Consider the following 14,103-nt stretch of genomic DNA (forward strand, 5'->3'; position numbering starts at 1 on the left):
AGATAATCCTATGGCACAACTTTATTTCTATTATTCAGCTATGAATGCTGGTAAATCAACTACTTTATTGCAATCTGCATTTAATTATCGTGAACGCGGTATGACACCTTTTATTCTTACCGCCGCGATAGATAATCGTGCAGGGGTAGGTAAAGTAGCATCACGTATTGGCCTAGAAGCGGATGCCCATGTTTATGATACACATAGCGACTTGATGCAAATAATTACGAATGAAAATGAGCTGCAAAAAATTGACTGTATTTTAGTAGACGAATGTCAGTTTTTAAGTAAGTCGCAAGTAAGTGCGCTGACAGATGTGGTTGATGAGTTGAATATTCCTGTGTTGTGTTATGGCTTAAGAACTGACTTTAGAGGTGAACTATTTGAAGGTTCGCAATACTTACTTGCGTGGGCTGATAAGCTTATTGAATTGAAGACTGTGTGCCATTGCGGCCGTAAGGCTAATCGAGTTTTACGTACTGACGAAAACGGTACTGCCATTGCAGATGGTGCGCAAGTTGAAATTGGTGGCAATGACCGTTATGTGTCTATGTGTAGAGCCCATTATAAGGCTCAGCTAGAAAACAAAACATAAATTTAGATAAGGGACATATGGCTGGGCTAAGCTTCGAGTGCGTTTTAGTTAATCCCTAAACGGCGTAAACTCACTTTACTTTAAGAGTCACTTGCATAACGCCATGCTAAAAACCTACTCACTTTTTGGCCCTGATCCATTTTTACGACTTTTATTTCTTTAGGATTCTGCTTTTTCAAAAAAAGTTTAAGTGATGATAGGTTATCCTTTTTTGATACAAGACAAGTAAACCAGCCTACCTGTTGTGAATAATTTTTGCTCTCTTTAATCATGGTTTTGATGAATTTACGCTCACCCCCATCACACCAGAGTTCTTGGTTTTGGCCACCAAAGTTTAGTTTGCTACTTGAGTGCTGTTTAAGGTTCTGCCACTTGCGTTGTGTTCCTTTAATAGCCTCATCTTGATTGGAGTGAAAGGGTGGGTTGCACATTGTTAAATCAAAATATTGATTAGGCAATATCACATTCTTAAAGATGTTGATGGGGCTGTGTTGTTGTATTAATTTAATATTTAAATGGTTTGCTGCCACAATGGCTTTAGCGCATTTGAGTGCTTTGGGATTGATGTCTGAGCCAACAAATTGCCATTGATATTCTGCATTACCGAGTAATGGGTAAATGATGTTAGCGCCAGTACCAATGTCTAGTACTGTCACATTTGAACAAGGTTGTTGCTTATCGAGTAAATCGGCTAAGGCATGAATATAATCTGCTCTCCCTGGGACGGGCGGGCATAGAAAGTCTTCAGGCAACGACCAAAATTTTATAGCGTAGTAATGCATCAGTAGTGCTTTGTTGAGGCATATTACGGCATTGCTATCACTAAAATCAATGCTGTTTGTACCTTTTGGTGTGATGATCAGGTATTTGGATAGCTCAGGCAGTGTCATACATAAAGCATTAAAGTCATATCCATGTTGATGTTTGTTTCTACTGTGCATTAACGTGAGTTCTTATGAAGTTAGCATTCTATTATATCGCGTACCAATTACTTGTGACAAATTTAGCTTGATTGCGAGTACACAAAACTACTGGTAGGATGAGTTAACTGGATTATAACAAGAACTAATAATGATTGAGCAATCTTCTCTTTTCGTGACATTAAGTAGCGAGCAAAAATTACATTTGCGATATATCGCAAAGTCTGGGAGCAAAGGGCCCGCCGTGTTTTTTATGCATGGGGCGGTTGAAAATGGCAAAATCTTTTATACTGAAAGCAACAAAGGGCTTGCACCCTTTTTGGCATCAAAAGGTTACCGCTGTTATATTGGTGATCTTCGCGGTAGGGGTTTAAGTTTACCAGAAATTTCGCGCCAATCTGACTATGGCCAAACAGAAGCAATTTTAGAAGATATTCCCGCTATGCTTGATTATATTACTTATCATAGCGGTGAATTTCCCAAGTTTTGGGTGGCGCATTCTTGGGGTGGGGTGCTTATGAATAGCTATTTTGCACGTTTTAAAAAAATGGTAAATAAAGTGGCTGCCTGTGTTTATTTTGGCTCGAAGCGTTCGCTTCACAATCACCATATTAGTAAATATATTCAAGCAAACTTAATTTGGTATGGTTTAGCCCCTTTATATGTAAAAAAACATGGATTTTTACCCGCAAAAGCGCTTAGGTGGGGCAGTGATAATGAAACTCAAAAATCGCACCGCCAAGGAATGGATTGGGCAAAACGTAAGCCTTGGATAGACAGTGATGATGGGTTTGATTATGCTACTACATTAAAAAATATGCGATTACCCGCAACATTGCATGTTGCGGGGGTAAAGGACAAAGCTTTAGCTCAGCCAGTTGATATTAATAAGTTTATGCAAGAATCTGGCTGTGGCACGCAAAAGTTGAAAATGTACGGCCAAAAACATGGCCATTTACATGATTATGGTCATATAGATATGCTTACGCATAAAGGGGCTCATCACGACCAGTTTAAGGACTTACTTGATTGGTTTGCGTTTCATCAGCATGGTTAAGTAGTGCTATGATATGTTTTTCATAGGGTTGCCAGCTTGTAAGTGGCGCTTTACTGATTGGTTTGCGCACTTGTGCTTTACTTAAAGTTGTTATTGAGCGCCTATCTTTATAATACTCTAAGCATTGAGGTTCAAACTTTTGATTTAAAAAGTTCAGTGTTTTGGTGATCATCTTATTTGGATGCTCTAGTAGCGCTTCATAACTAAGTGTAAATATATTTCTGGGAATATGATTATTAAAATGTGCCATGAGATTTTGCTCTGCTTGGGCATAAATTTCAAACTCACTGATTGAGCAAAAGTAGGGCTCATCAGCTGCAAAATGATTACTAAACACAGACCAAGCTGTTGCTTTGAAATTCCGTGTTAAGTGAATAATTCGTGCTTCAGGAAATAAGCTACAAATCATACCTAAATTTTGAAAGTTAGCAGGTAACTTATTAATAACTACTTCATCACCTACACGGCGTTTTTTGATTTCCTCTACGTATAAAGTACGGCAATAATCTTTTGTTGAAGTGCTTAGGTTGTCAAAGCAATAGGGATATGAAGTTTCAGAGCGCTTTTCTAAAAATGGCACGATGGCATCACTGAGTATGGTATTTTCACCGATAGACCCTATATTGCTATGTTGCACTAGCATTTGTTCAAGTAGGGTTGAGCCTGTTCTGGGCAAGCCGACAATAAAAGTTGGGGTAAAGGTAGACACCACTTTATCAGTCTGTTTTTTGAAAAAATCGTCATTAAAATGTTGTTTTAATTGATGAAAAAATGGCAGCATTGCCGATGTTTTAAAGTCACAAAACTGTAACTGTATATCGTTAGCAAGCTGAAAAAAGTCAAATGCTTGGTCATGGTTTTTGAGACGATGATGGCATTTACCTAATGCATAGTAAGCAACTACTTTAAGGCGTTCGTTGTCATACGTATCAAGCAACTGCTCTAATAGTTGCAAATATTGTTTAAGTTCAGAGACTGATGCTATTTGTACCAGCTCATTGAGCATAAAAACGCTAACTGGGCCATATGGACATTTCAAGCCTTGCTCTAAGGTTTTCTTCGCATTGTCAATAAAACCATAGTCAAGATAGAATTGACTTAGTTCATAGTGTGCTTGTGCATTATGCTTTGCGATACTCAAGGTGTATTCAAGTACGGTTTTAGCATCCACTGGGGAGCCTACCTGATTAAAGCAATGCGCAAGAGCAAATAAGGGGTCCAGCATTTTTGGTAGATGTTCACAGGCTCTGCGTAAATAATAGATTGCACTGTCGAAATCTTCTAAACGAATACATATACGGCCTAGGCCAAACAAGGCTGAGCCATTGTTATTATTCTCTTTTAGTATGGCCTTAAACATAAACTCAGCCTCTCTGAGCTTATTTTCTTCCATTAATTCGTTGGCTCTTTTTATCAATAGCATATGCGTTAGTTATTTAATTCGATTAGCTTAATGGTAAAAATAAAAAGGCGAAATAGCTAATGCTATTTCGCCTTTACTGCTGGGTTACAGTAAAAATTAGAAGGTGTAAGTAGCCTTCACATAGTAGAAGCCACCGTTAATACCGTACGGAGACGTCTCATAGTATTTACCACCCCAATTGTTGTTAGGAATACCTGAGGCCTTTTGGAAATCAAGTTTTTCAGGCTCTTGGTCAAAGATGTTGTTTGCACCTATGCTCAAGCTAACATTCTCAGTTGCAAAGTAAGTTAGCTCTGCATCGAAGGTAACTGAAGGGTCAGCCGTGATAGCTGTTTGGTCGAAGTCTACGTGTACACCTTGATATTCACCAAAGTAGTTATAACGAATAAAGCCTGTGAAAGTTTCCCACTGTTGTGTCCAAGTTGCTGTTGCGCGATGTTGTGGCAAGTCTTCTTCTAAGCGCTTAACTTTGAATGCGCCAGTAATCGCAGAGAACCTGTCAACTTCTGTTTCATTCCAGTTATAAGCAAATGCAAATGTTGAGTAACCATCTAGCAAGTCCATAGAATAGTTAGCAACTACATCAACACCTTGTGTTGTGGTATCAAAGTCATTAGTAAAGAAACTTACCTGCGCCAGACTATCTACATTTGGCACGCCAGCTGCCTTTAACGCAGCTTTTTGACTGACTGTTAAGTTAATTTTATCTGATTGGCTAATACGGTCTTCAACCTGAATGTTGTAGTAGTCAATGGTTAAGAATATATCACCAGATTGATAAACTGCACCAAACGTATAGCTGTCTGACTCTTCTGGTTGTAGCTCAGTACCGCCTAAAAGCTGAGATACAGGGTTTGTTGGTGGTAAAAGTGCTGAATCTACCAGTACACCACTACTTAGGTTAGTTTGTACGTTACTCACATTCGCTTGACCTACAGTTGGCGCGCGAAAGCCGGTACTGATTGAACCACGAAATGATAAGTCATCAGTTGCTTGGAACTGTGCCGTTATTTTGTAATTCGTGGTTGAGCCAAATGAGTCGTAATCTTCATAACGCAGTGCCCAACCCATTAAGAACTCTTCAGTAAACGGCGTTTCAACATCCACATAAGCGGCATAGTTACGGCGGCTATATTCGCCTGCTGCTGATGGCTTAAAGCCTGGGAAACCATTAGAACCGATACCAAAACCTTGCTCTGTTAAAGGACCTGCTATAAATGACGCTTCATCACCTGCAATCACTTCAAATGTTTCTTCATGCCACTCCAAACCTGCCGCAATGTTCACATCGTATGCAAGGTCAAAGTCATAGCCCTTTGAAATGTCGGCATTGAAGTTTTTCTCTAACTGAATGTATTTACCTGGACTAAAGTCCATCGGTGTTTCAGCACCCAGCGATGCATTTACCGTATTAGTAATAAAGTAACGAGATTCGTTGCGACCGACTGAGCCGCTCAAGTCATAACGTGCCCCTTTAAAATAGCCATCAGTAATATCGCCTTTTGTTCCAATCGTTAAAGACGTATCCGTGATGTTACCACCAAAGAAAGGTGTAAAACCTGCAGGTAGAATTTCATTGAATGAAAAACAGTTTGCAGCAGATAGCGATGCTAATGCATCAGCATCTGGTAGCCCGTTTGACTGTATTTCAACAACTGGACAGTCAAGTTGTTGATCGTAGCCACTATTTGAACCAACAAGCACCGTTGGTGTTGCAGCATCCCATGCAGCTTGTAAAGTCTCATTTGTTGGGTGTCTTCTTGTTGGTTCACCATTAACTAGGCGAATATTACCGCCATAAACACCTGGGCGAGTAGTTGGGTTACGATAGTAAAAACCACCTTTTACATCACGTTCTGAGTAGTTACCAAACATGTAAAACTGCGAATCATTAGTTAAATCTAAACCAACGTTACCAAAGAGCGTGATATCGTCATTAATTTCTGGCGCTCCCCATACTTGTGCTGGGTTTCTTACACCTTCTAATCCTGCAGCGGTGAACGCCGCAGCATCTGGACGTTGCACACTGCGGCTTGTGGCATCAGCATTTTTATACTGAAAACTTAAGTTAGCAAAACCATCATCACTAAATGGCAAACCGACATTACCTTCATAGGTTGTGGTATCACCATCGCCTTCAAAGAATTGACCGTGTTTAACTGCGAAGCTACCACCTTCTGATGCATCTTTTAATACAAAGTTAATTACACCAGCAATTGCGTCAGAGCCATATTGCGCTGCAGCGCCATCACGTAATACTTCAACTTGCTTTAATGCAATACTTGGAATAACAGAGATATCTGGACCTTGCGCACCATCGTTAATACCGCCGCCTAAAAATGCGATAACCGATGAACGGTGACGACGTTTACCGTTTAGTAAAATTAACGTGCTGTCAGCAGGTAGGCCTCGAAGGTTCGCTGGGCGAACTAATGAAGCTGCATCACTGATTGGGTTCTGGTGTACGTTTAATGAAGGCACTGAACCTTTTAAAAGTTCGAGCATATCATCGCCACCCGCCTTACTTAACTCTTCACCGCCGATGATATCGACTGGAACGGGTGAATCACCAACCGATCGAGGTGCTGCACGCGAACCAACGACCGCTATTTTTTCAATCTTTTCTTTTTTGGCTCCATTTTCATCTGCCATCGCAGTAGTAGAAAATATACCAACAGATGCTGTTGAAGCGATAGCATAAGTAATTGCACGACTAATCGCGTTTAATTGTAGTTTCATCCTGTTTCCCCAGTTTGATTCTTTTGTTGTCATAAGCTTTAAACAAAAACTCATGTTTGCTTTTTATTGCAACTTATATATACATATCATTAACTTGTGATGCAAACATTCTTTGCACCCGATATAACCGTAGCAGTGATTTAAATAAAGGCAAATTTTTAAATAATTATTATTAAAATCTTAGGTTTAACGGTAGATTAAAGTCAAAATTATGGAAGAAAGTAGGATGAAATTAAATTTTTAATGCACACTGATTGCTTGTTTTTTATTCAGCGCAATGCTTGTTTGTTGGTATTTTAACCACTGGCGTTTTTGTGCTCGATATGTATCCCACACACAAGGGCAGCAACTTCCGCCTGCGCAGCATTCATCAGATTTTGGTTTTTTTGGTTCGCAAGGTGGGTTTTTCGTTGAATTAGACATGTGTGTAAAAAATTAAGACTAAAATCACATAGTACCATTAAAAGAAAATTTGCTAAACTCTGGGATGATTTAAATCAACAACGGCGTTGCATGAAGCTGATTAAAGTTATACATAAAGCACCTATGAGGGTGGCCAAAATATCAAAGCGTAGGCAACAAATACGCTTGCGTCGTGCAATGATTGCGCTTAAATTAGCATTGTCGCAGGAGAAGCAAGAAACCAAGGAGATGCTTGATATTTATAAAAGGTATAGCTCGGGTAAAGCACAAAAAAGTGAACTAGTGGTTGCAAATAAGCAGTTTGTTGACTTGCTTAAAGGATTAGGGTTAGGGGTATTTGCGTTATTGCCATTTGCGCCAATCACTATTCCATTAATTGTAAAACTGGGCCAGTGGGTCGGTGTGGATGTTCTGCCAAGTTCATTTTCTTCCAGTAATAAAGCTTCTCGCAAATAAGTGATTTACGCCTCGTAACTTGTTATTCTTAAATTAACTTTTAAAGTAAGAGACAGATTATGATGCGCGGATTACTTGTTCAAGCCGATACAGGCATACCCATTCACTTTATTTTGAAATCTCAGTTGGATGATTGGTTAACGACCCAATCATCTTTAATACAATCTATAGTTGGGGCACTTAAAACAACCAATACCAAGCATTTTTTTATTCCTCAAACGCAAAGTACAAATTTGGCTGCGGTGGTAAGCGTCGTAGAGTCATTTGATTCGATGTGGTTAGCAGGGGATCTCGCCAAGCAATTGCCAAAAGGTATTTATCAGATACAAGGCAGTGATGCTTTTGTTGAGCAGCAAGCGTTGAGTTTTGTGCTTGGTGCCTATCAATTTTCGGTTTATAAATCGCTACCAAAGGTTGAGGCTCAGTTAGCAGTTGCCGATCAGGATATATTTAAGCGTGTCATGCAAAGTGCAGAAGCTATTTATTTAGTAAGAGATTTAGTTAACACGCCTGCCGCAGATATGATGCCACAGCATTTGGCTGAGGCAATGATTGAATTAAGTGAACGTTTTGATGGTGTATTTAGCCAAATCATAGGCGATGAACTATTGGAACAAAATTATCCAACTATTCATATGGTTGGTAGAGCGAGCGACAATAAACCACGTCTACTTGACTTGACTTGGGGTGATGAAACCCACCCTAAGCTTACATTAGTGGGTAAAGGTGTATGCTTTGACTCTGGAGGGCTTGACTTAAAGCCTGCATCAGGTATGCGCAATATGAAAAAAGACATGGGCGGTGCTGCACACGTTATTGGTTTGGCGCAAATGATAATGGCTGCCAAATTACCAGTACGTTTAAGAGTATTAGTGCCTGCAGTTGAAAATGCGGTTTCACGTAATGCATTTAGACCTGGAGATGTAATTAAAACACGCAAAGGCATCACTGTTGAAATAGATAATACCGATGCTGAAGGCCGCTTAGTACTGTGTGATGCGTTAGCTGAAGCGCAAAGTGAGTCTCCAGATTTGTTAGTCGACTTTGCCACGCTCACTGGGGCTTGTCGTGTTGCGTTGGGCACTGAGTTACCCGGCTTTTTTAGTACGGATACCTCAGTGGCTGCTGGCTTGATTGAGCATGGAGTCAATGCACAAGATCCTGTTTGGCAACTACCATTATTTGGACAGTATAAAGACTTATTTAAAAGTGATGTGGCAGATATGGCAAATAGTGGTGCTACCCCTTACGGTGGTGCTATTACGGCAGCGCTTTACTTAAAAGAGTTTATAGAGCCAGAGCAAACACCTTGGGTGCATTTTGATGTAATGGCTTGGAATACTCGTTCATTACCGGGACGCCCAGCTGGTGGCGAAGGGCTTGGTTTAAGAGCCTCGTTTGACTATTTGCTGAGTCGTTACGTTAAATAACTTTTAAAAAGAAAAACAGGCGTTCATATAGCCTGTTTTTATGCATTATTTTTAAGCTTTTGGTTTGTAAAGATTTTCCCCACTTAAATAAAAGTGTGAAATCAAGAGGGGAATATTATAGCTCTATTGGCAGGCTTTAACGGCAGGTGCGATGAGCTCCAAACCGCTTTGAGTGCAAGGAGGTAGTGCTGCATCACTTAGTGCAATGGGGGTGACTCTTTCTCCCCATTTTATGTAGCTTGCAGCCCATGTTAACCCAGCACCAAATGCTGCTGACATAATGTTACTATGTGGTTTGACTAGGCCATTCTCTACTGCTTCGCACAGCGCAATAGCGATGGTTGCAGCAGATGTATTACCATATTTATCAATGTTTACCATTACTTTATCATCGCTGATATCTAGCCGTTGCTGTATGGCTTGAATGATGCGTAAGTTTGCTTGGTGAGGCACTAAGACATCAATGTCATTTAGTTGTAAGTTAGCTTGTGAAAGCACATCATCACAAGCTTCGCTCATGCCTTTGACAGCACGTTTAAATATTTCTCGACCTTCAAATAATAAATCAGACGGCCCGCTTGGCTGGTACTTGTCCATATCGGTGCCGTAATTGGCTATGTGTAAAATATCTCTATCGCCACTGTCGCAGCCTGTTTTTGTACCAAGTAAACCGCATGGCTCGGCACTCGCTTCTAAAATAACAGCTCCAGCACCATCACCAAATAATACAGCGCTGTCTCTTTTTGCCCAGTTGACATACCAAGTCATGCGCTCAGCAGCAACAACAACCGCTCGTTTGATCATACCAGCTTGAATTTGTGCTGTAGCATTTTGCAGGGCATACAAAAACCCAGAGCAAGCCGCATTAGTATCACAAGCCGCAGCACCTGTGGCACCAATATTTTTTTGTACTAACGAGGCTGTATTGGCAACCATGGTTGAAGGGCTACAAGTGGCCAAAAGTACTAAGTCAATATCTTTGCCAGTTAACCCTGCACAAGCCAGTGCATGTTGACTTGCAACCGTTGCCAATTGAGCGGTCGTAACATGGCTCACACGGCGAGATCTAATACCTGTTCTGGTGCTTATCCACTCGTCGTTTGTTTCGACTATTTGGCTTAATTCGTCATTAGTAATTTCAGCGGGTGGAATGCATTTCCCCCAACCAGTAATTTTTGCGTAAATCATGCGGGTCTCTTAATCTTGTCTGGCCATTGGCCGATAGTGGCATTTATAACAAATATTGGGTTTGATCACCAGTTGATATTACCATTAGGCATTAGGGCGCGATGTTCTTTGTGATATGAACTTTTTCATACCACAGGCATTTAAAACGCTAAATGAATAATTTAGCGTAGTAGTTTATGGAAGTTAAGAATGACAAATAAGTGTAAGCCTTCAGTTGAACTCTGTGAGCAACACATCTAAGTTTAGGCTAGACTCATACCTAAGTTGCAGATTGATCTATAAGGTGTTATGAGCGATAAAATTAAATCTGATTTACTCGAGCTACTTATAGAGCAAGAGCGTCAATTACTTGAACCCAGTGTACGACAGTCCAATGACATGTTGGAACAACTGCTGAGTAATGATTTTTATGAGATATCAGCCAATGGCCTGATTTTTAATAAACAATATGTTTTATCACGCTTGCCAGATGAAAAAGTACCGCAGTTTTATAATCAGGCATTTCAAGGTCGTATGCTCACGGCGCAACTTGCCCAACTTAGCTATCATGCCGCTTATCGTCGCAATGTAAAATACCAACTTAATTACTCTATTCGTATGTCTTTGTGGCGTTTGGAGTATGGGAAATGGCGTTTGGTATTTCATCAAGGCACACCATGTGCAGAGTTTAAATTGCATTTGGATGAGTGATCTAAATCAGCTAAATTTAAAATTTGACTTGTCATTTGATATTAAATCATTAGATTGAGCGCTTTGAAATAAAACTCGGTTGCTATGATAGCCTTTTCTCCTAATTCTGCTATTGGCCGTTTACTGTTATTGAGAACGATAGCAATAATAGTGCAACTGCTTATGGTACTTGCTGGCTCGTTATTTTTTTATAAAGATGTAAATCTTTTGCCCTTGCTATTTGTTATTGCGTTGGAGTCGGTATTTCAACTAGCCAGTGTTTATGTATATCGACACACTCATGAAGCGGCACCTATGGGAATGTTGTTACAGTTACTTGCCGATATTATATTTTTAACCATATTACTATCTCTGTCTGGTGGGGCAAGCAATGCGTTTGTATCACTACTATTGCTTCCGATAGTGGTTGGTGCAGTAACGATACCTAGACATTTTGTTTTGGTTATAGCATTAAGTGCAATAACAAGTTATGGCTATTTGTTTTGGCATGTGCCGAGTGATCATATTCATCATATGGATATGACTCAGCACTTTTTTGGTATGTTAATTAACTTTGTATTTAGTGTATTAGTCATTGTTTTTGTTGTTATGGCACTTGCAAAACAGTTACAGCAACGAGAGAAAAAATTGGCGCAAATAAGAGAAACACAACTTAAAAACGAGCAGCTATTGGCGCTTGGTGCCGCGGCGGCTCAAGCCACACATCAACTTGCAACGCCTATTGCTACACTTACATTGCTACTAGAAGAAGTAGAAGAAGCGTATCCTGAATATCCTGCTTGGCATGATATTGGTGATGTATTAAGCCAATGTAAAAAACAACTTGATGGATTTCGCACGCAAACAGAGTATTTAAAACAGAGCCCTTCGCAAAAAGCGATTGCAATAGGTGATGTACTGTCTGAATTAAGCGCGCTTGTAACAATGCAATATAGTGCTCAGTTGGTTGTAGTTGATGCAGATAATGAGGCCGACTTTGTGCTAACGGATCCGATGTTAATTCCAGCGTTATTAAATATTGTTGCTAACGCTGCCAGAGCTAATGAATTGGCAAACAAGCATGAAATAGGTATATATAGCTTCAGTAAAAACCGTCAATGGCACCTTTCTATTGTTGACCAAGGACTGGGTATTGAGCCTCATAAGCTGGCTAAATTGGGCCATGATATGGTGCCAAGTGAACATGGTTTAGGTATGGCGCTGGTGCTATCAAACGCTACATTGGAGCGTTTGGAAGGCAAAATGACTATTGAGAACAACCCGTCGCAGGGCGCTACAACACGCGTTGTATTGCCGTTAACGCAAACGAAGTTATGATTATGAAATTACTCATTGTTGAAGATGATATTGCTTTTTCTAACGCACTCGCTAGGCGATTGCAAAAACATGGCTTTGAGCCTGTGATAGTAAATGATATTCGAGATGTGGTCGCTCAATGCTTGGCCAACCAACCAGACTATGTGTTATTAGATATGAACTTGAATGGCGTATCTGGGCTTAACTTTATTAGTCAAATACGTCAACTGTCTCCTTTGTGCCGTATAGTATTACTAACTGGCTTTTCGAGTATTGCCACAGCGGTTGAAGCGGTTAAATTAGGGGCTGATGATTACTTGTCAAAGCCTGCCGATACAGCATTAATTGTGCAAACATTATTGGGTCATAGTCTCTCTTGTGAGCATTTATCTGATATTGATACGATGTCAGCAGAGCGGCTTGAGTGGGAGCATATACAGCAAGTGCTTAAGGCAAATGATGGTAATGTGTCGCAAACCGCACGGCAATTGAATATGCATCGACGAACACTTCAACGTAAGCTACAAAAACGTCCAGTTCATAAATAAAGTCATGCTATTTCTCATACGTTAAGCGGGCTTTTATATCTGGGTGTTGTGTATTTTAAGTTGAGCTTAGTAAATCTAATCACTTCTTATGAGTAAGAAGGAAAGTTTGATCATCAAGTAACTATTGCCTAAATTTAAATAAAAATAGCACTAAAGATATTTGAATGTCGATTTTTGATTTGAACTATTGGGCCGTATTATTAGCTGCGCTTTCATCTTTTATGCTTGGGGGGTTGTGGTATTCGCCATGGTTATTTGGCCATGTATGGATGGAGTGTTGTGGTTTGACAGAGGTAGACTTGCAGCAAAGTGATCCTAAGCTTATTTACGGTGGTGCGCTAATGTTAGCGCTTGTGGCTGCTTTTTTTATGGCTGTGTTATTGGGTAAAGACCCCCTGTTAATTGACTCGATAGCTATGGGTTCATTTGTGGGTGGCGGACTTGTTTCAACAGCGCTAGGTATTAGCTATATCTTTGAACAACGACCGTTAAAACTATTTTTTATTAATGGAGGCTATCACACTTGCCAGTTTATTTTAATGGCTTTTATTTTGAGCATAACGGGGTAGTGGATGATGGCAAAACCAAATAAAAAAGGGCCAGTCCGTACTGTTGATATCTATTGTGCTAATTGTACTTGTGCGTTATTTAAATATCGTAAAGGTGGTAAGGGCGCGCTGGTAAAATGCTTTTTAGAACGTATTACAAAAAACCACACACAAGACAACAATCACTGTCCATCTTGCGAGCAGGTATTTGCACGCGCTACGATAATACGTGGTACACCTGCTATAAAATTTATTGGCGGCAAAGTTAGGTTTAAGTAGTAGCGGACAATTATCCTGTTACAGGGTAATACAGCTGCTATGATTCTCGCCGTTTATGCTGTTTCAACGATTGAAAGTCACCCTACCCATGGAAAGGGCCAGTGTGTTTGGGTGAGTTATAGCTAGCTAATTCTGGCATTTTTGATGGACAAAAACATGATTGATATACTGTTTGATGTAATAGGTATGAGTGGTACTGCTTTGGTAGTTGGCGCATTTTTTATGCTTCAACTAGGAAAAGCTGCACCAGAGAGCTTAACTTATAACGTGATGAACCTCACAGGCGCAATCTTACTGCTAATCAGCTTATGTTACAATTTTAACTTGGCAAGTTTTGTTATTGAATTATTTTGGATCGTCGCCTCAATAATAGGCTTGGTTAAGTACTTTAAGGCAAAGCAAAGTACTGTTGCTACATAAATTTCAATAAATTACATGTAAAAGCTTGCACGGCAGCTGATCATTTGTATTATTAATATAATGTGAAAGTCGCTGTGCTGTTGCCATATTT

At 40.0% G+C, this 14,103-nt stretch carries 15 protein-coding genes; 10 read left to right on the forward strand and 5 right to left on the reverse strand.

Annotated features, from left to right (window positions below; translation table 11 throughout):
* Nucleotides 1–10: 10 nt before the first annotated feature.
* Nucleotides 11–595, forward strand: a complete 585-nt coding sequence (locus SANK73390_RS03200; RefSeq protein ID WP_261591418.1) for a thymidine kinase — start codon at nucleotides 11–13, stop codon at nucleotides 593–595.
* Nucleotides 596–675: 80 nt separating this feature from the next.
* Here SANK73390_RS03200 and rlmF read toward each other — a convergent pair whose 3' ends face one another.
* A complete protein-coding gene (gene rlmF / locus SANK73390_RS03205) occupies nucleotides 676–1,536 on the reverse strand; it encodes a 23S rRNA (adenine(1618)-N(6))-methyltransferase RlmF (RefSeq protein ID WP_462763453.1) in 861 nt (286 codons plus the stop codon).
* 130 nt (nucleotides 1,537–1,666) lie between these two features.
* Here rlmF and SANK73390_RS03210 point away from each other — a divergent pair, with 130 nt between their 5' ends.
* Nucleotides 1,667–2,572: an alpha/beta fold hydrolase gene (locus tag SANK73390_RS03210; RefSeq protein WP_462763456.1), complete on the forward strand. Its 906-nt coding sequence runs from the start codon at nucleotides 1,667–1,669 to the stop codon at nucleotides 2,570–2,572.
* Here SANK73390_RS03210 and SANK73390_RS03215 read toward each other — a convergent pair.
* The 3 genes from SANK73390_RS03215 to SANK73390_RS03225 all read right to left on the reverse strand — a co-directional run bounded on the left by SANK73390_RS03215 (nucleotide 2,529) and on the right by SANK73390_RS03225 (nucleotide 7,157).
* Entirely contained in the window at nucleotides 2,529–3,995 is a 1,467-nt protein-coding gene (locus SANK73390_RS03215) for a tetratricopeptide repeat-containing sulfotransferase family protein (RefSeq protein ID WP_462763459.1), read from the reverse strand. The two genes, SANK73390_RS03210 and SANK73390_RS03215, sit on opposite strands and share 44 nt — an antisense overlap.
* Before the next feature lie 96 nt (nucleotides 3,996–4,091).
* A complete protein-coding gene (locus tag SANK73390_RS03220; protein WP_462763461.1) occupies nucleotides 4,092–6,734 on the reverse strand; it encodes a TonB-dependent receptor plug domain-containing protein in 2,643 nt (880 codons plus the stop codon).
* Between the two features lie 240 nt (nucleotides 6,735–6,974).
* On the reverse strand, nucleotides 6,975–7,157 hold the full coding sequence (locus SANK73390_RS03225; protein ID WP_462763465.1) for an oxidoreductase-like domain-containing protein: 183 nt from the start codon (nucleotides 7,155–7,157) through the stop codon (nucleotides 6,975–6,977).
* Between the two features lie 90 nt (nucleotides 7,158–7,247).
* Between SANK73390_RS03225 and SANK73390_RS03230 the strand changes: the two genes are divergently transcribed.
* Nucleotides 7,248–7,613, forward strand: a complete 366-nt coding sequence (locus SANK73390_RS03230) for a hypothetical protein (RefSeq protein WP_462763468.1) — start codon at nucleotides 7,248–7,250, stop codon at nucleotides 7,611–7,613.
* A gap of 62 nt (nucleotides 7,614–7,675) precedes the next feature.
* Nucleotides 7,676–9,043 (forward strand): leucyl aminopeptidase family protein, encoded by a 1,368-nt coding sequence (locus SANK73390_RS03235; RefSeq protein WP_462763640.1) that lies wholly within the window; start codon nucleotides 7,676–7,678, stop codon nucleotides 9,041–9,043.
* Between the two features lie 123 nt (nucleotides 9,044–9,166).
* Here the strand turns inward: SANK73390_RS03235 and SANK73390_RS03240 are convergent, their stop codons facing one another.
* Nucleotides 9,167–10,231, reverse strand: a complete 1,065-nt coding sequence (locus tag SANK73390_RS03240; protein WP_261591424.1) for a ketoacyl-ACP synthase III — start codon at nucleotides 10,229–10,231, stop codon at nucleotides 9,167–9,169.
* A 288-nt stretch (nucleotides 10,232–10,519) separates the two neighbouring features.
* On the opposite strand from SANK73390_RS03240, the gene SANK73390_RS03245 reads away from it, so the two are divergent.
* From SANK73390_RS03245 to SANK73390_RS03270, 6 genes are all read left to right on the forward strand, one after another.
* Nucleotides 10,520–10,921: a nuclear transport factor 2 family protein gene (locus tag SANK73390_RS03245; RefSeq protein ID WP_261591425.1), complete on the forward strand. Its 402-nt coding sequence runs from the start codon at nucleotides 10,520–10,522 to the stop codon at nucleotides 10,919–10,921.
* 84 nt (nucleotides 10,922–11,005) lie between these two features.
* Nucleotides 11,006–12,238 carry a sensor histidine kinase gene (locus tag SANK73390_RS03250; RefSeq protein WP_462763473.1) on the forward strand — a complete coding sequence of 411 codons (1,233 nt, stop codon included), beginning with the start codon at nucleotides 11,006–11,008 and terminating at the stop codon, nucleotides 12,236–12,238.
* 2 nt (nucleotides 12,239–12,240) lie between these two features.
* Nucleotides 12,241–12,765 carry a response regulator transcription factor gene (locus tag SANK73390_RS03255; protein ID WP_261591427.1) on the forward strand — a complete coding sequence of 175 codons (525 nt, stop codon included), beginning with the start codon at nucleotides 12,241–12,243 and terminating at the stop codon, nucleotides 12,763–12,765.
* 164 nt (nucleotides 12,766–12,929) lie between these two features.
* Nucleotides 12,930–13,334: a DUF1761 domain-containing protein gene (locus SANK73390_RS03260; protein WP_462763477.1), complete on the forward strand. Its 405-nt coding sequence runs from the start codon at nucleotides 12,930–12,932 to the stop codon at nucleotides 13,332–13,334.
* 6 nt (nucleotides 13,335–13,340) lie between these two features.
* A complete protein-coding gene (locus SANK73390_RS03265) occupies nucleotides 13,341–13,592 on the forward strand; it encodes a hypothetical protein (protein ID WP_261591538.1) in 252 nt (83 codons plus the stop codon).
* 156 nt (nucleotides 13,593–13,748) lie between these two features.
* Nucleotides 13,749–14,012, forward strand: coding sequence for a CBU_0592 family membrane protein (locus SANK73390_RS03270; RefSeq protein WP_261591429.1), 264 nt, complete (start codon nucleotides 13,749–13,751; stop codon nucleotides 14,010–14,012).
* Nucleotides 14,013–14,103: the final 91 nt, after the last annotated feature.

The sequence above is a fragment of the Pseudoalteromonas sp. SANK 73390 genome (assembly GCF_054966645.1).